Below are 22,309 nucleotides of genomic sequence, written 5' to 3'. Positions count from 1 at the left end.
TGCCCGGCTCAGGGCAGCCCGGCGACCAGCTCTGCCACCGAGCGCCGACGACCGGTAAAGAAGGGGACCTCTTCCCGGACGTGCCGGCGCGCTGTCGACCCGCGCAGGTGACGCATCAGATCCACGATCCGGTGCAGCTCATCAGCCTCGAACGCCAACATCCACTCGTAGTCGCCGAGCGCGAACGAGGGCACGGTGTTCGCCCGCACGTCGGGGAACCCGCGCGCCATCTGGCCATGTTCGGCGAGCATCGCGCGCCGTTCCTCGTCGGGGAGTAGATACCACTCGTACGAGCGGACAAACGGATAGACGCACAGGTACGCCCGGGGTGGCTCACCGGCGAGGAAGGCGGGGACGTGGCTCTTGTTGAACTCGGCCGGCCGGTGCAGCGCCAGCTGTGACCAGACCGGCCGCAGCACCTGCCCCAAGCCGGTGCGCCGCAGCCGGGCGTAGGCGTCCTGCAGCGCGTCGGCGGACTCGGCGTGCCACCACACCATGATGTCCGCGTCGGCCCGCAGCCCGGCGACGTCGTAACTGCCGCGCACCACCACGTCTTTGTCGGCCAGCTGCCGCCACAGCTCGGTCACCTCGTGCACCAGCGGTTCCCGGTCGGCCGGCAGCGGCGCCGTGGCCGCGAAGACCGACCACATGGTGTAGCGGATGGTCTCGTTCAACTCGCGCAACCGGGCGGCGTTGGTGCCCGCCTGGTCGCCGCTGGGCTCACTGCTCATAGCGTCGATTCTTCCAGCACCGTCGAGACCTGCTCGGCGGCGGTCTCGCCGGACCGGACGCAGGCGGGGATGCCGACCCCGTCGTACCCCGCGCCAGCGACCGCGAGCCCGGCCGGCAGTGTCGAACGCACCCGGGCCATCCGGGCCGGGTGGCCGACCGGGTACTGCGGGAGCGCTCCGCCCCACCGCTGCACGTGGCTGGCGAGCGGATCCGGCACCCCACCGAGCACATCGGAGAGTTCGCGGCTGACCAACCGCACCAGCTCGTCGTCGGTCGACTGCAGCGGCCCGGGCTCGCCGTACCGGCCGATCGAGGCGCGGACCAGCACCGGATCGTCGTCGCCGTGGCGCTCCGGCCACTTCTGTGTGACGAAGGTAACCGCCTTCGTCGTCAACCCTTCATCGGCCGGGATCAGGAAGCCGGAGAGCCTGGGCAGCGGGGTCGCCGGTGGCAGCGCCACCGTCACCAGCGCCACGCTGGCGTAGTCGAGCTGGCCGACCGCCCCGGCCACCGCCGGGTCCACCGTCTCCAGCAGTCGGGCGGCGGGCCGCGCCGGCACCGCCAGCACCACCCCGTCCACCGTCACCCGCTGCGGGTCGGGGGTGGGGCCGACCGTCAGCCGCCACCGGTCCGCCGCCGGCACCAGTTCCCGCACCGGCAACCCGAGCCGGATCGTCGCCCCGCTCGCCGCGGCGACCGCTGGCGGCAGCTCCCCGATACCGCCGCGCAGGCTGCCGAAGACCGGCGAACCGGTCGGTCGCGGAGAAGCAGCCAGCGCCGCGCGGACCGCGCCGGTGAGCGTGTGCGCGTCGGTCGCGGCCGCTGCCAACCCCGGCATCGTGGCCTGCAGCGACAACTCATCCGCCCGGCCGGCGTAGACCCCGCCGAGCATCGGATCGACCAACCGGGCCACGACCTGATCACCGAGCCGCTGCCGCACCAGCTCACCAACGGTGGTGTCCCCGCCGCCGAGCACCGGGTGGCCACGGTCGAAGTCCCGCTCCGGCTGCACCGGTATCGCCGCCGGCAGCCGGGTGAGGTCCCCCGGCACCCCCAGCAGGGTGCCGCCGGGCATCGGCTCTAGCTCACCATCGAGCAGAATCGCCGGCGGCAGCCGCGACGGGTGCACCAACTGATCGCCGAGCCCGACCCGGCGGATCAGTGCCACCGCCGCCGAATCGCCGACCCCCCCAGGGTCCCGCATCAGGAAGGCGTCGGCACCGTACTCGGCCGGGACCCCGGCGAGCCGACCGGTGCGCAGCTTCCCCCCCAGCTCGCTGCCCTGCTCAAAGATGGTGATCTCGGCCGCCGGGCCGAGCCGGTCCCGCAGCCGCAGCGCCGCCGCCAACCCGGTGATGCCGCCGCCCACCACCGCCACGCTGGTCACTGCGTGGAGACCTCATGCACCAGCTCCACCACCCGGGTGAGCACCGACGGGTCAGTCTCGGGCAGCACCCCGTGGCCGAGGTTGAACACGTGCCCCGGCGCAGCCGCCCCCTCGGTCAACACCCGGCGCACCTCCGTCTCGATCACCGGCCACGGCGCGAAGAGCACGCACGGATCCAGATTGCCCTGCACCGGCAACGCTCCCCCGATCCGCCGCGCCGCCACGTCCAGTGGGGTGCGCCAGTCCACCCCCACCACGTCCGCGCCCGCTTCGGCCATCGCCGGCAGCAACTCCGCGGTATCGACCCCGAAGTGGATCCGAGGCACGCCGGCGTCGGCCAACCCTGCCAATACGTACGCGGAGTGGGGTGCGACGTAGCGCCGATAGTCGGCAGCCGAGAGCGTCCCCGCCCAGGAGTCGAAGAGCTGCACCGCCGCCGCGCCGGCGCTGACCTGGGTCTGCAGGAACTCGCGGGTGAGCTCGGCCAGCCAGGCGCAGAGCGCATGCCAGGTCTCCGGCTGGCCGTACATCAGCGCCTTGGTCGCCGCGTGGGTACGCGACGGCCCGCCCTCGATGAGGTAGCTGGCGAGGGTAAACGGAGCCCCGGCGAATCCGACCAGCGGAACGTCGCCGAGCTCAGCGGTGACCAGCCGCACCGATTCGGAGATGAAGCTAAGGTCGGCCTGCCCCCGCAACCGGGCGAGGTCGGCTTCGGTGCGGATCGGCTCGGCGACGACCGGGCCGGTGCCGGCCACGATCTCCACCCCCACCCCGGCGGCGGCCAGCGGCACCACGATGTCGCTGAACAGGATCGCGGCGTCCACCCCGTGCCGCCGTACCGGCTGCAACGTGATCTCGCAGACCAGCTCTGGCCGCCGGCACGACTCCAGCATCGGGACGCCTTCCCGGATCCGCCGGTACTCGGGCAGGGAACGGCCGGCCTGCCGCATGAACCACACCGGGGTGTGGGGCGTCGGGCGGCCCCGGTAGGCCGCGATCAGGGGCGGCTCATTGGTTTTGGAAGCTTCGTTGCTCATCACGGCTATCGTGCCACCCGGCATGATCGGCCGCAGTCGCCACCTCCTCGGCGAGCACCCGCGACTCCACGTCGGCGACCCCCAGCTCCGCGAGAGCGGTCCGTTCCCGATGCGCGGCCGCCTGGTACCGCAGGTGCGCTATCCGCAGCGCAGTCCGCAACGCCTGCACGTCACGCTCGGGTTCGGCCAGCTCCGACCCCCCGCCGGCGCCCCAGCTCCAGACTCGCCACAGCTGCTCCTGCGACAGGTCGCCGCGCCGGTAGGCGGCGAGCGCAGCATGCGCGACCACCGAGTCCGGACCGGCGAGCTTCGGCCCCTCGACGCGGCCGCTGACCTCCCGGTACCGTTCGACGGCCGCGGCGTGCGCCGCCTCGGCCTGCTCCAGCTCCTGCCAGGCCGCGGCCCGTTCGGCTTCGGCGACCGCCAACTCGGCCTGGGCGCTGCTGGTGCGGTCGGCTGCCTGCTGGACCCGGTCGGTCACCGCCGCGGCGTGCTCCGCCCACTCCGCCGCCTCGGCCAGGCGCCGGGCTCGGCTCGGCACCTCCCGACGGTGCTGCGCCCAGGCGATGACGCCCATAAGCACAAACAGCAGCACCGAGGCGGCGAGGAACACTGCCCAGCCAAGCAGAAAGGCGGACGGTACGGTCACCTTGGCACCCTCCGTTCGGCGGCGCGGGGTAGGGCCTTCGAACTAGCCACCGCGACGGTACCGCAGCCGCCGCGCCGAGGACCGCGTCGGTGACCGCCGGGTACGCGGTCACCGCCTAGGCTCGGGGCATGGCACCCTCGGCCGTGGTCCCCGACACCTTCTCGGCTGCGGTGGCGGCGCTCGGGTCGGTCCCCGCCCGGTCGGAGATCACCATCACCGAACTGCCGGCGCCGCAGAAGCTGGCCCCCTACACGTACGCGTTGGGGGCGGCGGTGCGCCCACCGGCGGCGGCGGAGGTAGCGTCCGGACGGTTGATCCTGCTCTACGACCCGGCCGGTCAGGTGGCCTGGCAGGGCGAGTTCCGGCTGGTCACCTACGTCACCGCGGAGCTGGAACCAGACCTGGCCGCGGACCAGCTGCTGCCCGAGGTGGGGTGGAGTTGGCTCACCGACGCGCTGGCCGGTCGGGCACCGAACTACACCGCGCTGGCCGGCACCGTGACGCAGACGATCTCTACCCGATTCGGTGACCTGACCGGCCCGCCACCCGCCGCCGATCTGGAGATCCGGGCCTCGTGGACTCCGGTCGGCGGCGGGCTGGATCGGCATTTCTCGGCGTGGTGCGCGTTGCTGGCCTCCGCCGCGGGGCTGCCCCCGCCGGGGGTGAGCGCCCTGACTGGGCGACTCACCCCGCTGACCGGCGGTTGACACCGGCTCAGAGGCCGAGGATGTCCAGCGCCTCGTCGCAGACTTCCTCGTGGGCCTGGAGCAACGAGCTCGAGGGCGTGTCACCCTCATCGATAATCAAGTTGATCTCGGCGGAGAGCAGGATGCAGTCCCGAACCGTCTCCTGCTGCTCTTCGAGCAGCTCGACCATGTTTTCGGTGCCCTCTAGCTGGGTCTCCGCGTCGGTGAGCTGGTCCTGGATGCCCTGCAACTCGTCGCTGATCCGGTCAATCTCGTCGTCGCGCTCGTCGACCGTCCCGTTGAGCTGCTCGACCTCGGCGGTGAGCTCGCTGCGGGTGTCGTCCAGCTCGTTGCTGGTGTCCCACCACAGGTAGCCCATCACACCGGCCACGCCGAGCAGGACCACGGCCACCGACGACACGATGATCATGCCGACCATGCCGCCTCTGCCCCCGGCGGGCTTCGCACCAGGCTGGTTCTGCTGCCACGGGTCAGTGCCCGGAGGCACCGGCCCGCCGCCGACGAACGCCGGCGGCGGGGCCTGGTCGTGGCCACCGACCGGCTGGCCAGGCACGGTGGCCGGTACGAACGGCCCGGGCGGACCCCCGGGTACGGCACCGGGCGGGCCGGAGGGCGTGCCCGCGGCCGGATAGTCCGGCGGCTCCATCGCCATCGGGTAGGCGGGCTGGGTCGGCGGGCCCGCGGGCGGTGACGCCGGGGCCGCAGCCGGCGAAGCGGGCGGTGCCCACTCCGACGGGGGCTGCTGCCCGGGCGGCTGCTGGCCCGGCGGCGGGGGCTGACCGGGCGGCGGGGGCTGCTGGCCCGGCGGCGGATAACCCGGCTGTTGGGCGGGCGGCTGCCCCGGCGGCTGCCCTGGCTGCCAGCCGCCGGCCGGCTGCGCTGGAGGTGAGGACTGCGGGGGCGGACTGTCCGCCGAAGGAGGTGGCGACGGCGGGCGGGCTGTACCGCGAGCAGGAGGATCAGCCGCGTGGTCGGGGTGGGACACCAGTCTCTCCATTCATGACAAACATCTTCACTTGCCGCCGTGCCCGGCGATCAGCAAATGTCGAACAGGTCGCACGCGACCTCGATCGGAACCGCGAAACCGATCCCCTCAGTCTCCCGCCCCTTGGCGGTCGCGATACCGACCACCTCCTGGGTTGAGTTGATCACCGGCCCACCGGAGTTGCCCGGGTTGATGGCCGCGTCGAACTGAATCCAGGGACCAGAACCATCCGACAGGCGTTGGGCCGGTGTGCTGACCACACCGCTGGTGACTGTATCGGTCAGACCCTGCGGCGCGCCTACCGCGATAATCGGCTGACCGGCTCGAACATCCTCGCTAGCCGGTGACAATCCGGGGAACGAACTGTCAGTGCGCAGCCAGGCGACGTCGTTACCGGGCTCCACATCGACGATCTCGGCCGGGTAGCTCTGATTGGTGCGCTGGAGCGTGACCCGGTTGTCGCCACGCTCCCAGGTCTCCTCGATCACGTGGTAGTTCGTGAAAAGGTTGGTGGCGCCACCGTCTTCGCTCGGGCCCATCGCGAAGGCGGTCCCGCTGAACTGTCCCGCGACCACCATGAACACGCTCGGCAACACCGCGGCGGCCACCGCCTCCGAGTCGAAGACCTCACCGGCGATCCGCTCCAGCTCGCCGGCCCGGTCCTCCAGCGCGTCCATCCGCTCGCCACCATAGGCCTGGCCCTGGGAGAGCTCGTCGAGCCGGTCGGTAGCCCGGTTGAGATCCTCCGAGACGCTGTGCACCTGCCAAGTCTGGAAGCCCACCGCCAGCGTGAGCACCCCCACCAGAATCAGCGCCACCAGACCCGGCCAGCCACGACGCTGCCCGGCCGGCGAGGGCGGCGGCGACGCGGGCGCGGCCGCCGGCGACGCGGGCGCCGCAGAACCGGGCGCCACCTGCGAGATCGGCGCGCGCTGATACGGCGGCGGGGCGGGAGCTGTCGGGTACGCGCCGGGCGCGGGGGGATACTGCGCGGGCGGTTGACCCGTGGGCGCGCTGGCCCGGCCGGCCGGCTGGCTCCACTGGTTCATCGTCGTACGCCCTTCTGTGCCGGGGACACTCTGGTCCAAGGTAACCACACTGGCGCAACCCACCACCTGTGCCGCCGGCTCCGGCGGAACACCGTACAGTTTCCAGGTGCCCGTACCGTTGACCGCGCCACGTGATGGGACGCCCGAACCGGTGACGACACCGGCCGACCTCGATACGGCGATCGATGCACTCGCCGGCGGGGTCGGACCGGTGGCGGTTGACGCTGAGCGAGCTTCAGGTTACCGCTACAGTCAACGCGCGTATCTGGTGCAGTTGCGTCGAGCGGGTGCCGGGACCGTCCTGATCGACCCGCTCCCCTTTGCTGACCTGCGCGAACTCAGTGAACGGATCGGCGACGCCGAGTGGGTTCTACACGCGGCGAGCCAAGATCTGCCCTGCCTCGCGGAGTTGGAGCTGCGACCGCAGCGGCTCTTCGACACCGAACTCGCCGCCCGACTCGCCGGATTTGAGCGAGTTGGTCTGGCGGCGCTGACCGAGCAGCTCCTCGGTTACACACTCGACAAGCACCACTCCGCCGCCGACTGGTCCACCCGACCACTGCCGGAGACCTGGCTCGCCTACGCCGCGCTCGACGTCGAGCTGCTCGTACCGCTGCGGGATCTGCTCGCCGCCGAACTCGACCGCCAGGGCAAGGCGGGCTGGGCCGAACAGGAGTTCGCTGCACTCGCCGCCTCCGGCGCCGCACCGCCGCGGCCCCGGCCGGACCCCTGGCGGCGTACCTCCGGCATCCACCGGGTCCGCGGCCAGCGGGCGCTCGCCCGAGTCCGTGCGCTCTGGTACGCCCGGGACGCAATCGCCGCCCGACGCGACGCCGCCCCGGGCCGGGTGCTACCCGACAGCGCCATCGTCGCCGCGGCCGACATCGACCCGCCGGACGAGCGGGCGCTGCTGGCGATCCCCGGCTTCGGCGGCCGGTCGGTGCGGCGACTCGCCCGCACCTGGTTGGCGGCGCTCACCGAAGCCCGGGAGCTGCCCGCCGACCAACTGCCGACCCCACCGCCGCAGGAGGGCCCGCCGCCACCCCACCGGTGGGCGGAGCGCGACCCGGCGGCCGCGGCCCGGCTCGGCCGGTGCCGGCAGGTGGTCACCGAGGTCGCGGCGGCGAACGCCCTCCCCCCGGAAAATCTGATCAGCCCCGATCACATCCGGCGGCTGGCCTGGCGACCGCCGGAAGAGCTCAGCCTGGCGGCGGTCAGCGCGGCGTTGGCCGGCTACGGCGCCCGCTCATGGCAGGCGGAGCTACTCGCCGCCGACCTCGCCGAAGCACTGCGCCAGCCGTAACGCCCCGCCGGGCCGGTCGGCAATTGGCTCGCCGGCCCCGATCGCCCCGGGTACGGTCCGGGGCGTGATCGAGACCTCCGCGAACCCACCCACACCGCTGCCGCCGCCGAAACTCGTCACCCTGATCTACTGCGTACGCGACGGGGAGGTGCTCCTCATCGAACGAGTCAAGCGCCCGTACCCCGGCTACTGGACCGGGCCAGGAGGGAAAGTGGAGCCGGGCGAGTCCCCGGCCGAGGCGGCGGTACGGGAGCTGCGCGAGGAGACCGGCCTATGGGCCAACCGGGCGGTGCTCCGGGGCGTGATCACCGAGTTCTCTCCGTTGGTTGACCACCAGTATCTCCTCTTCGCCTACCTGGTCGACGACTTCGAGGGCGAGGTGGTCAGCGACGGCCGGGAGGGTCAGCTGCGGTGGTGGCCGACCGATGGCTGGCAGCAGATCCCGATGCCCGGCCCGGACCTGCGGTTCTTCGGTCCGGTGGTGCTCGGCTCCGGCGAGCCGTACGAGGCCACCTTCCACCTCGACGCCGACCTGCAGGTCGTAGGAGAGGACCTCGATGGGCCCTAGTGCCCTACGCGACGCCGTTTCCGAGGCAGCAGAATCTCCGGCATGACGGTGCAGAGAACTCTGACGATCGCGGCCATCGCGATCCTGGCGCTCGCCGGCTGCGGCGCCGCTGACTCGGAAGATGATGCCGCGGGCCGGGCCGCCCCGGGGGTCACCGCCCCAGCGGACTCGTCCGCCGACTCGCTCCTGGCCGCGTACGGGCTGGCGGGGCTCGACGGGCGGGAGATCGTGGACCGCCTCGACCGGCTCCCGGTGGCGGAGCGGCCGACCGACCTGATGGCCTCGGTACGCTCCGGGGAGCTGCACCTGTCCGGGGAGCCCGACGAGCAGCCGGCGGTGGTGGCGCTGCCCACCGATGAGTTCTACCTGTCGGTCGCGCCATACGTCGACCACACCCACGACTGCTACTTCCACAGCCTGACCACCTGCCTGGGTGAGCTGGCCGGGGAGCAGCTCGCGGTGACCATCACCGACCTGGACACCGGCGAGGTGCTGGTAAACGAGGTCACCGAGGTCTACGACAACGGGTTCGTCGGTTTCTGGCTGCCCAGCGGCATCGACGCCACCATCGAGATCGAGCACGATGGCCGGGCCGGCACCGAACAGATCGCCACCGGCCCGGAAGACCCCACCTGCCTGACCACGCTCCAGCTGGCCTGAGGACGACCCCCTCATCGGCCGCCTGCCCGGACCCGGCTACGGTCAGCCCTCGCCCGCCGCGTACTGGTCTGCGACCGCGTGAAAGGCCTCCTTGGGCACCCACGAGGCGAGGTCGGCGGTAGGCCGCACCACCCCGAAACCCGCCGCGTCCAGGTCGAACGCCGGGTCCTCGTGGTGCGGGAAGTCCGGCATGGTGAACGTGAACACGAACGCCCCATGCACGCCGACCTCCTGGTACAGGTGTAGCAGCTCCACAAGGTAGCGGGCCTGCACCGACTCGTCCCGCACGATCCCCTTCCGCAGCCGAGGCGGGTCGGCGAACCAGTTCACCGCAAAGAACGACCCCGCCCCCCTTACCTCCGCACCCTGGTACGCACCGCAGCCGAACTCGGTGATCACCAGCGGCCGGTCGAGCCGGGCCGTCAGCTCCCGGAGCCGGCGCGCGTACCCCTCGGTGTCTCTACCCTGCCGGTACAGGTTGATCCCTGCCACGTCGAACCTCGACCAGTCGATGTCCTCCCAAGGACCCGCACCGTAGGTGAGCGGCCCGGAAAAGTGCTCCCGGGCGACCTCACACGCCCTCGCCAGCAGGGCCGCCAGCCGCCGGTTCATGCGCCGCTCGAAGAGGCGACGCAGCCGGGGCCGCCGGATGATCTGGATGCGAACGAACTCGCCGCGCCCCGGCAGCAACCCCGGGGCGGTCAGCGAAAACTCGGTACCCACGAGCAGGGTCACCCGGCCCGGGTGGGCGACGCGCAACTCCTCGGCCATCGCGGCGACCCCGGCCAGGTGCGCCATCTGCTCCCGCACCGGCCGGTTCGCACGCTGCGGCCGTATCCACACCGCCAAGCCCGCCGTCAGCGCGGCCTGCGACGCCGCGCGCAGGCGCGCCAGATCGGAGCCGATGGGCATCACCGCCGTGCAGTGCAGCTCCTCGCGGATCACACACATGTCCGCGGCGGCCCGCTCCTCCGAGAGGTGGTCGATGTGGTGAGAGATCCCGCGAACATCCACACCGACATGCTGCCAGTACGCCCGGGCGGCGGGTCAGCGGCGGCGTGGGTCGGGTGGAGTGACCGGCGCCCGGCCGGGCTGGGCGGCCTGGGCGGCGAGCAGGTCGCGGATCTCGGTCAGCAGTGCTGCCTCGTCGCTGGGCGGGCTCGCCGGCTCTTCGACGCCGCGCTTCCGGCGCTCGGCGAGCTTGTTCATCGGCAGCACTACCAGGAAGTAGAGGGTGGCGGCGGTCAGTATGAAGGCGATCAGCGCGTTGACGAAGGCCGCCCAGTCGAACGGTACCCCCCGGATCTCGACCGCGCCGGCGCCGATGCCCTCCCCGCCGGACAGCACTCGGATCAGCGGTTCCAGGAACGATTCGGTGAACTGGGTGACGACCGCGGTGAACGCCACCCCCATCACGAACCCGACCGCTAGGTCGACGACGTTGCCGCGCACGATGAAATCGCGAAAGCCCTTGATCATGGCGCTCACAGTAGCGCCCGTCGCGGGTTCCCACCGGCCGCGGTACGCTGACTAAGCTGGGCGGGTCGTGACGCGGTGACGGAGCGCCATTGATTCGGCGAGTCTCGCTGGTTCAGCCACCTGACTAGTCGAGGAGTTGGCTGACGAAGACCACGTCTCCGCTCCCCGGCACACAGCTCTCGGCTGCTTCCCATCCATCGAAGTCGACGTAATAATCCTCGGGGACCGAGTAGTAGCTCAGCCTGATGTCGTCGCGCTGCATGGCGATGCCATAGTCCGGCACCTCTACCCCGCGCTCGCCGTCTGTCAGGACCGGAGTCGTCCCCTCCGGCCAGATCAGGAGCTTCGCCCCTCGGTCCATTAAGAACATGCATCCCGTGTCGGCGTTGTACCGAAGGCTGCCGCCGATCGAGTGGTCGGGTCGCAGGAAGTCGTGCGAATCAAAGGCGTGGACGATGAGCCGCGGATCGTCGTCGACCACGGTGATCTCGTCAGCGGAGCACGCGACGAGCGCAGCGGCCGACGCGAGCAGAACGACACATCGTAGGGCCCGGGCAGGACGTAGGGCCGGGATCATCGACCACTCCTTTCTCGCTCCTCCTACGAGAGTTGCATCCCGGCCCCAGGGTTGTGGGGATGGGTTTAGCGGCCAGTGCCGCCAAACCCATCCCCACAACCCGATGGCGCACGGCGGAGGCGATGGAGACTAACATCGGCGGTTGGAATGGCAATAGCCCGTTGGTGGCTAGAAGTCGTACCCGGTACTCGTGCAGGCCGATCGGGTAATGCGGGACGTCGAGCCGGGCGGCGGCGTCGGCCGCCTACGCCTACGACACCGCCCATCGGATCGAACCTGCTGGGAGGCCATAATTCGGCAAGGCAGCGCCAGCGCGTTGGTTACGATGCTGCACGTGGATCACATCGATCTGGTGCCGGACGAGCCACCTTGGCCGTGACCGAAGCCCACGTCCGCTCGACCCTCGACGCCTATCTCGACCGGCACCCGGCGGACGAGGCCCGGCTGGAACCGCTCCGTCAGTTGCTTGACTCCGGGGCTGACCTCACCTCGCGCGTCGAGTTCCGCGGCCATGCCACCGCCGGTGCCGTCCTCACCGACCCGATCGGGCGCATCCTGCAGGTCCACCACCTCGCGCTGTCCCGCTGGCTCCTGCCTGGGGGCCACCTCGAAGCGGCTGACGGTAGTCTCTCCGCCGCTGCCCTACGCGAACTCGTCGAAGAGACCGGCATCGACCCGAACAGCGTTTGCCTTATCTCGGATGTCCCGGTCGACATCGATATCCACTTCATACCCAGCAGCCAGGCGAAGGGCGAGCCGGGGCACCAGCACATCGACTTTCGGTTCCGGTTCCACACCTTTGGCGACGTAGGTCTGTTGCAGTCCGAGGAGATCACCGCAGTTGCCTGGCGGCGCCCCGCCGACCTTGCGGCCACAGGCCCGGACCTTGCCCGCCTGCTGGTCCGGTGTGCTGATCATGGTGGGGGCGGTTGCGCAGGTCAGCCGCCGGCAGGGTAGGCGTGGGTTTCGGTGGCCTTGAGCGCCGCCCACACCCGGCTGCCCGGGATCAACTCCAAATGGGCGGCGGCGGCCGGGGTGATGTCGGCCGCGGCCGTGATCGGCCCATCGAGTTCGACGCGAAGGTTGTCGCCGTGGCGTTGGATGCCGGTGATGACCGCCGGCCAGGTGTTGCGCGGGGAGCCGTCGGGTTCGGTTGGGTGCAGCGCCACGGCCGCCGGGGGGAAGGCGACGAACACCTCACCGTCGACCGGTTCGGCGACGCTGAGCTGGAACCGGTCGGCCGACCCATCGCCGGCCGTGACCGTGACGGTGTGGCCCTCGCCGCGGCCGCGGTAGAGGTTCAGCCCGACCAGGCTCGCCACGTAGTCGGTGCGGGGCTGGGCGGTGATGGTGGCCGGGTCACCCTCCTGGACCACCCGGCCGGCTTCGACGATGACCAGCCGGTCGGCGAGCACCAGCGCGTCCAGCGGGTCGTGGGTGACCAGCAGCGTGGCGCCGGAGTGTGCCCGCAGGTGGCGCTGCAGCGCGGCGCGGGTGTCGAGCCGGGTGCGGGCGTCGAGCGCGGCGAGGGGTTCGTCGAGCAGCAGCAGCACCGGTTCTACGGCGAGGGCGCGGGCCAGCGCGACCCGCTGAGCCTGCCCGCCGGAGAGGTGACGTGGTTTGCGGTGGGCATGCTCGGCCAGCCCGACCCGGGCCAGCCAGGCGTCCGCGGCGGCGCGGGCCGGGCGGCGGGCGGCGCCCACGCTGCGCGGGCCGAAGGCCACATTGTCCCGGGCGGTCAGGTGCGGAAAGAGCAGGTAATCCTGGAAAACCACGCCGATCTTCCGCCGTTCCGGTGGCACCAGTATCCGCCGCTGCGGGTCGTCGAGGGTCCGGTCTCCGAGCTGGATCCGGCCACCGGTCAGCGGCAGCAGCCCGGCGAGGGCACGGACCGCGGTGGTCTTGCCGGCACCGTTCGGCCCGAGTAGGGCCACGACCTCGCCGGCGGCGACTGACAGCGCGGCGTCGAGCCGAAAGCTGCCCCGGTCGACCACCAGGTTCGCATAGAGCAGCGCAGATGCCTCGGTCATGTGGCTCCCAACCACCGCCCGCGCAGGCCGACCAGGATGGTGACCGACACCGCGAGCAGGATCAGGCTGAGCACGATCGCCGCCTCCAGATCGGTCTCTAAAGCCTGGTAGACCGCGAGCGGCATGGTCTGGGTCCGGCCGGGGAAGTTGCCGGCGAAGGTGATGGTGGCGCCGAACTCCCCCAGCGCGCGGGCCCAGCACAGCACCGCGCCGGCGGCGATCCCTGGTGCGACCAGCGGGATGGTGACCCGGGTGAAGGTGCGCCACCGGCCCGCGCCCAGGGTGGCGGCGGCCTCTTCGTAGCGCACGTCGGCGCCGCGGAGGGCACCTTCGACGGCGATCACCAGAAACGGCATCGCGACGAACGCCTGGGCGAGGATGACCGCGGTGGTGGTGAACGGCAGCGTGATCCCGAAGGTGGCGTCCAGCCAGCTGCCGACGATGCCGCGGCGGCCGAAGACCAGCAACAGCGCCACGCCGCCGACCACCGGTGGCAGCACTAGTGGCACGGTGATCAGGGCCCGCGCCAGCCGCCGGCCCGGCAGGTCGGTGCGGGCGAGTAGCCACGCCAGCGGCACGCCCAGCACAATGCAGAGTCCGGTGGCGACGGTGGCGGTGACCAGCGATAACCGCAGCGCGTCCAGCACCCCGGGGGCGGTCAGCCGCTCCGGCAGGGTCGACCACGGCGCCCGGATCACCAAACCGGCCAGCGGCAGCACCAAAAACCCGAGGCCCAGCAGCGCCGGCAGGAGCAGCAGCAGCGGCACCCGGTGACGGCTCCGGCGCTGGCGGCGCCAGCCCACGGACGGCGCGGCGGCAGCACCGGCGGCCGGTTGGTTGCGGGTGGACATCGCCTACGACACCTGCGTGCTAGGGGGTCTGGAAGCCGGCCTGCGCCAGCGCCGCCTGACCCGACTCGGAGAGTACGAAGTCGACGAACGCCGCCGCAGCGGGCGGGTTGCCGGCCCCGGCCAGGACCACGATCGGATAGTCATTGACTGCACGCTCCGATTCGGGAAAATCGACCGCCGCCACCCCGGCCGCCGATGCGGCGTCGGTGCGGTACACCAGTGCCGCGTCCACCTCCCCCAGCGTCAGCTTGGACAGGGTGCCGCGGACGTCTCGTTCCAGGGTGACCGGAGTGACCTCCACCCCCGCGGTGTCCAGCGCGGTACGCGCGGCGGCGCCGCACGGCACCTGCTCGCCGCAGAGCGCCACCTTCACCTCCGGATCGGCGAGGTCGGTCAGGCTGCCGATCCCGACCGGGTTGCCGTCGGCCACGGCGATGACGAGTTGGTTGCGGGCGAACCTGACCGGCTCGCCGTCGCCGCTGCCGGCATCGGTCACCGTCTGCATGGTGGCCGGGTTGGCCGCGGCGAAGACATCTGCGGGGGCGCCTTGGTTGATCTGCTGGGCGAGGATCGCACTGCCGGCGAAGTTGAACGTCACCGACACCGCGGGGTGCGCCGCCTCGAACTCGTCGCCGATCCGGGCGAACGACTCGGTCAGCGACGCCGCCGCGAACACCACCACCTCCCCGGTTAGCGGCCCGTCACCGCCGGCCGCGGCGGCCGGCTCAGCGTCCGCGTCCGGCGACCCGCCGCAGCCGGCCATCGCCACCGCCGCAGCGGTCAACCCCGCCACCAGGCCGGGTATCCGATGTGGGCTCACGTGGTGCTCCTCCCACTGGACAACTCCGCAGGGCTGGACCGCTCCACCACCACTGTGGTCGATTTGATCACCGCGACGGCGACCGAGCCGACCTGTAGGTCCAGCGCATCGACCGCCTCCCGACTCAGCAGCGAGACCAGCCGGAACGGGCCGGCCTGGATCTCCACCTGGGCCATGACGGTGTCCTTGGTCACCGCCGTCACGATGCCCCGCAGCCGGTTACGCGCGGAGGATGCCGCGACCGAGTCCGGCTCGCCGGCCTGGGCACGGACGAAGTCGGCGAGGTCCACCCCGGCGATCACCCGATGGCCATGCTCGTCGCGGGTTGCGACGAGCCGGCCCGAGTCGACCCATCGCCGCACCGTGTCCGCGCTGACCCCGAGCAGCTGCGCCGCCTCCCCGATCCGGAACACCGTCATGGCAGCCGAGTCTAGCTCCCCGCAGATGCGAGGCGAAAGCGCCGCAGCAACACTGTTTCGCCGCTGTGCGACACGATCACCCTCGCATCTGCGAAGCAGAAGATGCTACGCGCGCCCGGCGGCTCCGGCCGCCACCAGACCGGGGTAGCGAGGGAACACCACTCCGGTGGTACGGAGGATGAACCGCTTGAACGCCGCCACCGGCCGGCCGGTGCGCACCTTCCCCTTCGGCGTACCGTCGAGTTCGGTGGGCTGCAGGATGCCATCCCGCTGACCCAGGCTGATGCAGAGCGCGTCGTCCTTGACCCGCAACGGCTTCGGCGTACGCCCGGCCTCGCGGTCGGTGATCGCGTGGACCGCGCACACCGCGGCCAGCCCGCCGGGCCCGCAGCCCATCCGCAGCAGCCGCCCGTCGCGGTTCCGGATGGCCGCCACGTCCCCGATCCCGTAGATCTCCGGGTGCGACTCCGACCGCATGGTCGAGTCAACTACCAGCCGCCCACGCTCGTCCACCGCCAACCCGGCCGCCCGCGCCAGCGCCGGCACCGTGAACCCGGTAGTCCACGCCACCGCGTCGGCGGCAACGTGAGCCCCGTCCGCCAGCAGCACGCCGTCCGGGCCGACCTTGCCGACCGTGGCGTGCTCGAGCACCTGGATGCCGAACCGATCAGCCGCCCGGTGCAGATACTCCCTGCCCGGCTCGGACAGCTGCGCCCCCAGTGCCCCGCTGGTGACCAGGCGCACGGTCCGGTCGGGGTAGGTCTCGGCCAGCTCGGTCGCCACCTCGATGCCGGTCAACCCGGCGCCGGCCACCGCGACCGTGCCCGCGGTGCGCATCCGCTCATGCAGCCGCTCCGCCTGCTCGACGGCGGCGACGCCGTACGCGTGCTCGGCCGCTCCAGGAACGGTCGCCAGGTCGGCCTGGCTACCCATCGCGTACACCAACAGGTCGTAGCCGACCGGGTCAGCGGCGCCGGCCAGCACGACCTCCCGCGCCGCGGCGTCGATGCCGGTTACCTGGTCGACGAACAGCCGAATTCCGGTGCCCTTGAGCAGCCCTCGCAGGGGCAGCCGCCGCGACGGCCGGCCGCTGGCGACCTGGTGGTTGCGCATCCGCGGGACGAAGTAGTCACGGTTGTTGACCAGCGTGACCACCCCGTCGGTGCGATTGGCGAGTAGCTTGGCGGCGGCCAGGCCGGTATAGCCGGCGCCCAGCACCGCGATGCGTGGTGTCGTCGTCATTTTCGTTCCCCTCTCCTCGTCGTCAAGGAGTGAACGGGGCACGACGGCGATCCGTGACAACCCCGGGCGAGGAGGAGGTCACATTTTCTGGTTGCTGATGAAGGCGAGCTTGTCGGGATTAGTGACACTGCGGATGGCGACGATGCGGTCGCCGTCGAACTCCGGAAGGGTGATCGCGGTCAGGCGGTCGTCCAGGTAGACCACGACGGCGGGCTCGCCATTTACCACGTCGAGCTCGAACCGGAGCCGCTGCCGGAGTTCGCTCACGCCCAGCAAGCCACGCACGACCCGATCCCGGCCGACCACCGGGCGCCGCGCCGCTGGCGCCTTGCCGCCGCCGTCGGCCCAGGCGACCACATCCTCGGCGAGCATCCGCTCCAGCGCCGGCACGTCACCGTCCAACGCGGCCCGTATGAACTGCTCCAGGAGCTGCTGGCGCTGCTCCGACGTGGCGGCGAACCGCGGCCGCTCCGCGGTGATGTGTTGCTGCGCCCGCCGGTACAGCTGGCGGACGTGCGGCTCCGTTACCTCAAGGATCTCGGCGATCTCACGGTGGCTGTGCCCGAACGCCTCCCGCAAGACGAACACCGCCCGCTCCGGCGGGGTGAGCCGCTCCAGCAGCGCCAGCATCCCCAGCGACAACGACTCCCGCTGCTCCACGGTCTCCAACGGGCCGAGCGCACCGTCGCTGGTCGCCACCGGCTCGGGCAACCAGGGTCCCACATACTGCTCCCGGCGCGCCCGCGCGGAAGTGAGCCGGTCCAGGCACAGGTTCGTCACCACTTTGGTCAGCCACGCCTCCGGGGAGACCGCACTGTCGCTCCGCTCCCAGCGCAGGTACGCGTCCTGCACCACATCTTCCGCCTCGGACGCCTCCCCCAGCATCCGGTAGGCCACCCCGAACAGGCGCCCACGGTTTGCCTCGAACCGCTCCAGCCGCTCCTGGGTCACACCCATGACCAGCTCCCGACCGTCACCCTCGGTCCCCGCTGGGGCAGGCGAAGAGGGCCGCCGAAAGACAGGGAAACGGACATAACTGACACACCCTCCGTCCAGCTCCGGAAAGGTCGGATGCTCCCCAGCGTAACCGTCAGAAGGTGACCTCGCGGTCGACGCCCGCCACCACGATCGTGACGATCTCGCGGGCGAGCGCCGTGAGCACCGGTGCACAGCGATGCCGCGGGACTACGTTGCAATCAGCTCCTAACATCGCGCCGAGATCGTGACTCGGCAGACTGTATCGCCAGGCTTCTGCGCGACTAGTCCACGTACCGAGATCTTTCATGATCTTGAAACCGGCCGTGACCTATCGACTGAAAACGGACTTCGCGAGGGCCCTCTCGGCCAAACTAATCACCTCAACATCTTGCGCCGGCTCATGCAGGCTCGCAATTCCAGAACGCAGGAATCTCCCGAGTTCATGGCTGCGGTCAACAGATTGCTGAGGAGTAAGCCACCTACTCCATTCAACCACTTGACCAAGTCGTGAATCTAGAATAGCGGGCCGGGACGCAGGAGAAACAAAAATCAGCTTGATAGCAGCGGCCAGCCGATTCAACGGCAAGTCGTGCCCCGACAGGATGAGATCCAATTCGTCGGCTACTTCCATCTCCACGCCAGAGGCGACTGCCACCGAGAAGAGGGGGTGGCCTGCCACACTTGTAAGTTCTCTCTCTTCATGCACCTCACCGATCAGAACATCCACGCGAGAGGCAAGCCCCGGATCATCGACCGAGACTCTGATCGGGGTTGTTCCCAAGTCTCCGGCAGCGAAGGAATGCATGCCAACCTTCTCAATATCGAAGACGAATAGATACTGACTTGAAAGCTCCAATTTAGCTACAACGACCTCGGTGCCGACGCGAGGTCCAATACCGTTCCACAGGCGAACCCTCACCAGACCGGCCTGTCCGCGGGTTGCCAGCAGGACATGGGAGGAAGATACGGCAGCCGCACCTTGGAGAGTCACATCGGTATCGAGGTCCAGTTTATTCCCGATAACGAGAACTCCATGATTGGCGTAGACGTCCACTAGACCGATCTGCACAATTCTCCCTCCCATGGCTTAAGCCTGCGCAGCTAGCTGCTATATATGGTCGGGCAAGAGCTCGGGAACCCGAAGACCACCTACGAGCACTTCAGTTTCAATCGACTGCCTGGCGCCTACAGGCGCTAGCGGTTGCCGTGATTTCGGCCATTTACGCCTCGTGACATCCAGCTTGCGGAGAAGCCGCCCTCCTCAAAGAACATTGTGAAGCCGGCAGTCTCTCGCGAACCGCTAAAATGAAGTCGGGCCGCCGTATTAACCTCGAAGACCCGATATCTACGGTTGATCGAATGTAGCCAAGAGTAGGCGATACTCTTTATTCCCGGACTCGAGGGAGACCTCAATAACGAAATCCGACAGCGCGTTCGTCGTTGGCTTCCCATCTGGATCAGCAGCGCCAGACTCAGCCTTCCAATCGATCAAGTGGATGGTAACGGCGTAGCGCCCCAGGCCCGTAGGCAGCGCCACGGAATCTATGCCCGAATATTGACCCACAGCCTCTAGCCCACCAAGTGCAGTCCGCCCCTTAGCGATCAGCAAATATGGCTTCGACGAAACCAGTCGGTGCCGGCTTTCGCGCTCCGTCAGGCCGCCGGAAGGGTCCCCATATCGGACGGTGAATTGATAAGCACCACCTCCCCGATGTTGATCGGAACGAACACTCCTACCTCGATGTGACGGAGAAGCGCAACGTCGTCGGACACCTCGCTTTCCCATTCGTCCAAGCTGGCCACACCTACGAAGTGCTCGGGCTGCCAGACCCCGAACATCCCAGCGTCGGTCCTGATAGCCCGAGTCAACTCCCACCCGTCCGAAGGCACAACGGAGTGAGCAGGGGTTTGGGAGCTCACTGGAGAAGCTCGCGGTAGGCAGCCGGGTCGACCGTGTCGTGGTCGCAGCGTCTGATCAGATCGTCCCGGCGCTTGGCCACCTCGTAGGCGTCCATGCCCAGCCGGTCGCAGAGGTCGGCATGGACGCCGACCAGCGGCCCGCTGATCTCGTCCGGGTCGATGTTTCGCAGGTAGTAGGCGTCGATCAGGAAGCCTGCCAGCTCATCCCAGACCAGCAACGCCTCCTCGATCAGCTCCAACGCCTCAGGGGTCGCCGGATACGAACCGAGGATCTGCGCCTCGTCCACCAACTGTTGCCCCGCGAGTTCGATGTCCCGGATCTCCCAACGGCGCCTACCGGTCACGTCGGCGGCGGCCGACACCACCTCCGCGAACCGGTCGAACGCGGCGCGGTCGGGCGCCCCGAGCATCCCCGCCGCCGCAAGAAGGTCCACCGCGAACTGGCGGCCCGCGACCGCCTGCGCGGCCACCAGCTCCGCCAACTGTCGCGGCGGGACCCGCGCCACCGCGGCCAGGTAGTGCGCGTACTCATCAGACACCTCGATGGTGCTGGGTGGGCTCGCATCGCCGGACCATCGGATCTCTGACTCGATCGCCACCAGCGCTACCGCTGCCGCGTGCCCGCACCAGTCGCCAGGCGGCGCCGGGCAGTCGCACTCACGGGTCAACTCCTGGTCGACCACACCCACCCACGGCAGGAAAGCTCCCCGCTCCTCGCGTACCGCCGCCTGAGCCCCGCCGTTGACCGACTCGACCTCACCCACCGCACCGGCCCGCTGCAGCGCATCCGCCGCCTGCCGCACCTCGACCGGTAGCGAGTCGCCGAACGCCTGACCATCAATCACGACCGCCACGACCGCTGACCTTACGCTGTGCCTGCCAGGTCCGCGAATAGCAGCTCCACCACTCGCTCCTCAGGTACGGCCAGCCCGGAGGTACGCAACGCCTCCGCCAGCTCCAGATCCCACGGCACCTCGGTGACGACTAGTCCAAGGCCTGCGCGAGTGTGTCGGCGGTGGCGATCCGACCGGTCCAGGTCTTGAGCTGGTCGAGGGTGGCGGCGTCGAGACGGTCCCGCACGTGCTGCGGCAACGGCCCGAACCTGGCGGCCAGGAACTCCGCCAGCGCCTCGGCCCGCCCCCGGGCCTCGCCCCGGGCCTCCAGTTGTTCCGCGATGGTCATGAACGCCTCCTCTGCGGTGGGTCCCAGCTCGGCGACCAGGTCATGCAGCTCGTCAGCGGGTAACTCACCTACCCTCTGAATATAGCTGAGCAGGCAGACGAAATCGTCCCAGCCGCCGGGCCGGCGCAGCACCTCCGCCAGTTGATCGGACCACCGCCGCAGATCCTCGGCCAGACCGGGATTGCCCGGGGCGATCTTTAGCAACAGCAGGGTCAGCCGCAGCGGCGCGGTGACCGGCCGCGCCCGCAGTGCCGCCTCATCCACCACCGTAAGATCGTCGAGCAGAAACCGCAGTTGGGGGAGGTATTCGCTGGCGGCTTTGGCGGTGTCGGGGTCGAGGTCGATCAGGTCGGACAGGTCTCTGGGGGCGTGCCAGGCGCGACGGTTGTGGTGGACCACCAGCGGGATAACCGCCGGCAGCCGATCGGCCTTGGGGTTCGCGTCGAGGTGCTTGTCCCAGATCCGCATGATGTAGCGCAGCATCCGCAACGGCATGAGCTTGTCGCTGCTGCTCTGGTGCTCGATGAGGAGGTAGATGTAGGCGTCGTGGCCGGCCAACGGGGCGGTGAACAGGAGGTCGGTGTGGCGCCACCGCAGGGTAGGGTCCACAAAGCTGCCCGGATGCAGCGCCAGCCGGCCAAGATCCAGCTTCTCGGAGAGTTCGGCGGGCAGCAACGCACGAAGTTGTGAGGCGGCGTTGGCGGGCTTGCTCAGCATCCGCCGGAACACCGCGTCGTGAGGACTCGACTCAGCCGACATGCTCGGCAACCTACCGGCAGCCACCGACATCACTGCCTTGCGAGATGCCATCCGAGCCAGCCAGCGCCCGCCTCGAGGTTAGGCTGGAGAGATGAGCTGGTCCCCGCTGCCGGACCTGGAGTACGCAGTGGTGGGCGGCTTGCGGATCGCCTTCCGCCGGGTGGGCGCCGGGCCACCGTTGGTGCTGCTGCACGGGGCGCTCTGCGACAGCCGGGTGTGGCACGCCCAGCTGGCGGACCTGTCCGACGAGTTCACCGTGGTGGCGTGGGACGCCCCCGGCTGCGGCGGCTCCGCCGACCCACCGGAGACGTTCCGCCTGCCCGAGTACGCCGACCGCCTGGCGGAGCTCGTCGCCGCGCTGGGATTGACCAGGCCGCATATCCTGGGCCACTCGTTCGGCGCCGGGCTCGCGCTGGAGCTCTACCGCCGCCACCCGTCGCTGCCCAGCTCCCTGCTGCTCGCTGGCGGGTACGCCGGATGGGCCGGCTCGCTCCCCCCGGAGGCCGTCGAGCAACGTCGACACGCGGCGCTCGCGGTGGCGCAACAGCTGTCGCATGGACGGTTCTCACCCGAGTCGGTGCCTGGGTTGTTCTCTTCAGCGATGTCGGACGACCAAGCGGCGTACCTGGCTCAGATCATGTCCGACATCCGGCCGGCGGCGACCCGGGTCATGGCACACGGTTTCGCGGAGGCGGACCTACGCGATGTCCTGCCGCTGATCGAGGTGCCCACCCTGCTGCTCTACGGCAGCCTTGACGAGCGGTCACCGCTGGCGATCGCCGAGCAGCTCTTCGCCTCGATCCCCGATGCCCAGCTCGTGGTGCTTCCCGGCCTGGGCCACGAGAGCTACTTCGAGTCGCCGACCGTCTTCGACGGACAGGTCCGTCGCTTCCTGGCCGATATCCCGTGACCCGGTCGGCCCGGTGGCGCCCCGCCGAGGTTACTGACGGGTAGCATGGTGGCAAGAAGGTCCAC

25 protein-coding genes are annotated in these 22,309 nt (G+C 70.1%); 6 read left to right on the top strand and 19 right to left on the bottom strand.

Translation table 11 applies throughout. The features are described 5' to 3' along the window. Positions 1-8 precede the first annotated feature (8 nt). Genes hemQ through JQS43_RS07710 form a run of 4 tightly spaced genes read right to left on the bottom strand, consistent with a single transcriptional unit; the run spans position 9 to position 3,805 of the window. The gene (gene hemQ, locus JQS43_RS07725; protein ID WP_239678374.1) at positions 9-731 is read right to left on the bottom strand and encodes a hydrogen peroxide-dependent heme synthase; all 723 of its coding nucleotides are present in this window, start codon (positions 729-731) and stop codon (positions 9-11) included. Continuing rightward, positions 728-2,119, bottom strand: a complete 1,392-nt coding sequence (gene hemG, locus JQS43_RS07720) for a protoporphyrinogen oxidase (RefSeq protein WP_239678373.1) — start codon at positions 2,117-2,119, stop codon at positions 728-730. Before hemG ends, hemQ begins: the two co-directional genes overlap by 4 nt. Beyond that, positions 2,116-3,156 carry a uroporphyrinogen decarboxylase gene (hemE, locus tag JQS43_RS07715; protein WP_239678372.1) on the bottom strand — a complete coding sequence of 347 codons (1,041 nt, stop codon included), beginning with the start codon at positions 3,154-3,156 and terminating at the stop codon, positions 2,116-2,118. The genes hemG and hemE overlap by 4 nt, the downstream gene beginning before the upstream one ends. Continuing rightward, positions 3,128-3,805, bottom strand: a complete 678-nt coding sequence (locus JQS43_RS07710) for a hypothetical protein (protein WP_239678371.1) — start codon at positions 3,803-3,805, stop codon at positions 3,128-3,130. Before JQS43_RS07710 ends, hemE begins: the two co-directional genes overlap by 29 nt. A 128-nt stretch (positions 3,806-3,933) precedes the next feature. On the opposite strand from JQS43_RS07710, the gene JQS43_RS07705 reads away from it, so the two are divergent. Beyond that, on the top strand, positions 3,934-4,512 hold the full coding sequence (locus JQS43_RS07705) for a DUF3000 domain-containing protein (protein ID WP_239678370.1): 579 nt from the start codon (positions 3,934-3,936) through the stop codon (positions 4,510-4,512). Between the two features lie 7 nt (positions 4,513-4,519). Here JQS43_RS07705 and JQS43_RS07700 read toward each other — a convergent pair whose 3' ends face one another. Together JQS43_RS07700 and JQS43_RS07695 are read right to left on the bottom strand one after the other, a co-directional pair. Next, a complete protein-coding gene (locus JQS43_RS07700; protein WP_239678369.1) occupies positions 4,520-5,158 on the bottom strand; it encodes a hypothetical protein in 639 nt (212 codons plus the stop codon). Between the two features lie 389 nt (positions 5,159-5,547). Beyond that, on the bottom strand, positions 5,548-6,546 hold the full coding sequence (locus JQS43_RS07695) for a S1C family serine protease (protein WP_239678368.1): 999 nt from the start codon (positions 6,544-6,546) through the stop codon (positions 5,548-5,550). Positions 6,547-6,652: 106 nt separating this feature from the next. On the opposite strand from JQS43_RS07695, the gene JQS43_RS07690 reads away from it, so the two are divergent. From JQS43_RS07690 to JQS43_RS07680, 3 genes are all read left to right on the top strand, one after another. Continuing rightward, positions 6,653-7,849, top strand: coding sequence for an HRDC domain-containing protein (locus JQS43_RS07690; RefSeq protein ID WP_239678367.1), 1,197 nt, complete (start codon positions 6,653-6,655; stop codon positions 7,847-7,849). Between the two features lie 64 nt (positions 7,850-7,913). Next, positions 7,914-8,417: an NUDIX hydrolase gene (locus JQS43_RS07685; protein ID WP_239678366.1), complete on the top strand. Its 504-nt coding sequence runs from the start codon at positions 7,914-7,916 to the stop codon at positions 8,415-8,417. Between the two features lie 42 nt (positions 8,418-8,459). Then, positions 8,460-9,077: a CueP family metal-binding protein gene (locus tag JQS43_RS07680; protein ID WP_239678365.1), complete on the top strand. Its 618-nt coding sequence runs from the start codon at positions 8,460-8,462 to the stop codon at positions 9,075-9,077. A gap of 42 nt (positions 9,078-9,119) precedes the next feature. On the opposite strand, the gene JQS43_RS07675 is transcribed toward JQS43_RS07680, so the two are convergent. From JQS43_RS07675 to JQS43_RS07665, 3 genes are all read right to left on the bottom strand, one after another. Further along, complete coding sequence (locus JQS43_RS07675; RefSeq protein ID WP_239678364.1) at positions 9,120-10,091, bottom strand: hypothetical protein; 972 nt, start codon at positions 10,089-10,091, stop codon at positions 9,120-9,122. Positions 10,092-10,124: 33 nt separating this feature from the next. Further along, entirely contained in the window at positions 10,125-10,556 is a 432-nt protein-coding gene (gene mscL, locus JQS43_RS07670; RefSeq protein ID WP_239678363.1) for a large conductance mechanosensitive channel protein MscL, read from the bottom strand. Between the two features lie 124 nt (positions 10,557-10,680). Beyond that, positions 10,681-11,133 (bottom strand): hypothetical protein, encoded by a 453-nt coding sequence (locus JQS43_RS07665; protein ID WP_239678362.1) that lies wholly within the window; start codon positions 11,131-11,133, stop codon positions 10,681-10,683. Positions 11,134-11,508: 375 nt separating this feature from the next. On the opposite strand from JQS43_RS07665, the gene JQS43_RS07660 reads away from it, so the two are divergent. Then, complete coding sequence (locus JQS43_RS07660; protein ID WP_239678361.1) at positions 11,509-12,090, top strand: NUDIX hydrolase; 582 nt, start codon at positions 11,509-11,511, stop codon at positions 12,088-12,090. Here the strand turns inward: JQS43_RS07660 and JQS43_RS07655 are convergent. The 10 genes from JQS43_RS07655 to JQS43_RS07615 all read right to left on the bottom strand — a co-directional run bounded on the left by JQS43_RS07655 (position 12,072) and on the right by JQS43_RS07615 (position 21,334). Then, a complete protein-coding gene (locus tag JQS43_RS07655; protein ID WP_239678360.1) occupies positions 12,072-13,163 on the bottom strand; it encodes an ABC transporter ATP-binding protein in 1,092 nt (363 codons plus the stop codon). The genes JQS43_RS07660 and JQS43_RS07655 overlap by 19 nt on opposite strands. Then, entirely contained in the window at positions 13,160-14,014 is an 855-nt protein-coding gene (locus JQS43_RS07650) for an ABC transporter permease (protein ID WP_239678359.1), read from the bottom strand. Before JQS43_RS07650 ends, JQS43_RS07655 begins: the two co-directional genes overlap by 4 nt. A gap of 19 nt (positions 14,015-14,033) precedes the next feature. Beyond that, positions 14,034-14,777, bottom strand: coding sequence for a molybdate ABC transporter substrate-binding protein (gene modA, locus JQS43_RS07645; RefSeq protein WP_239679353.1), 744 nt, complete (start codon positions 14,775-14,777; stop codon positions 14,034-14,036). A 53-nt stretch (positions 14,778-14,830) separates the two neighbouring features. Beyond that, positions 14,831-15,253 carry a TOBE domain-containing protein gene (locus JQS43_RS07640; RefSeq protein WP_239678358.1) on the bottom strand — a complete coding sequence of 141 codons (423 nt, stop codon included), beginning with the start codon at positions 15,251-15,253 and terminating at the stop codon, positions 14,831-14,833. Positions 15,254-15,358: 105 nt separating this feature from the next. Next, the gene (locus JQS43_RS07635; RefSeq protein WP_239678357.1) at positions 15,359-16,495 is read right to left on the bottom strand and encodes an NAD(P)/FAD-dependent oxidoreductase; all 1,137 of its coding nucleotides are present in this window, start codon (positions 16,493-16,495) and stop codon (positions 15,359-15,361) included. Between the two features lie 78 nt (positions 16,496-16,573). Further along, positions 16,574-17,452: an RNA polymerase sigma-70 factor gene (locus JQS43_RS07630; protein ID WP_239678356.1), complete on the bottom strand. Its 879-nt coding sequence runs from the start codon at positions 17,450-17,452 to the stop codon at positions 16,574-16,576. Between the two features lie 349 nt (positions 17,453-17,801). Continuing rightward, entirely contained in the window at positions 17,802-18,542 is a 741-nt protein-coding gene (locus JQS43_RS07625; RefSeq protein ID WP_239678355.1) for a hypothetical protein, read from the bottom strand. Positions 18,543-19,389: 847 nt separating this feature from the next. Beyond that, complete coding sequence (locus JQS43_RS07620; RefSeq protein ID WP_239678354.1) at positions 19,390-20,247, bottom strand: hypothetical protein; 858 nt, start codon at positions 20,245-20,247, stop codon at positions 19,390-19,392. A gap of 11 nt (positions 20,248-20,258) precedes the next feature. Continuing rightward, on the bottom strand, positions 20,259-20,366 hold the full coding sequence (locus JQS43_RS26175; protein WP_338037159.1) for a DUF2399 domain-containing protein: 108 nt from the start codon (positions 20,364-20,366) through the stop codon (positions 20,259-20,261). 11 nt (positions 20,367-20,377) lie between these two features. Then, entirely contained in the window at positions 20,378-21,334 is a 957-nt protein-coding gene (locus JQS43_RS07615) for an Rpn family recombination-promoting nuclease/putative transposase (protein ID WP_239678353.1), read from the bottom strand. A gap of 91 nt (positions 21,335-21,425) precedes the next feature. Between JQS43_RS07615 and JQS43_RS07610 the strand changes: the two genes are divergently transcribed. Then, positions 21,426-22,244, top strand: coding sequence for an alpha/beta fold hydrolase (locus JQS43_RS07610; protein WP_239678352.1), 819 nt, complete (start codon positions 21,426-21,428; stop codon positions 22,242-22,244). Positions 22,245-22,309 lie beyond the last annotated feature (65 nt).

The sequence above is a fragment of the Natronosporangium hydrolyticum genome, assembly GCF_016925615.1.
GTDB lineage: Bacteria > Actinomycetota > Actinomycetes > Mycobacteriales > Micromonosporaceae > Natronosporangium > Natronosporangium hydrolyticum.
The sequence above is the reverse complement of the archived record's forward strand: the minus strand, read 5'-3'. Positions and strand labels throughout refer to the sequence as shown.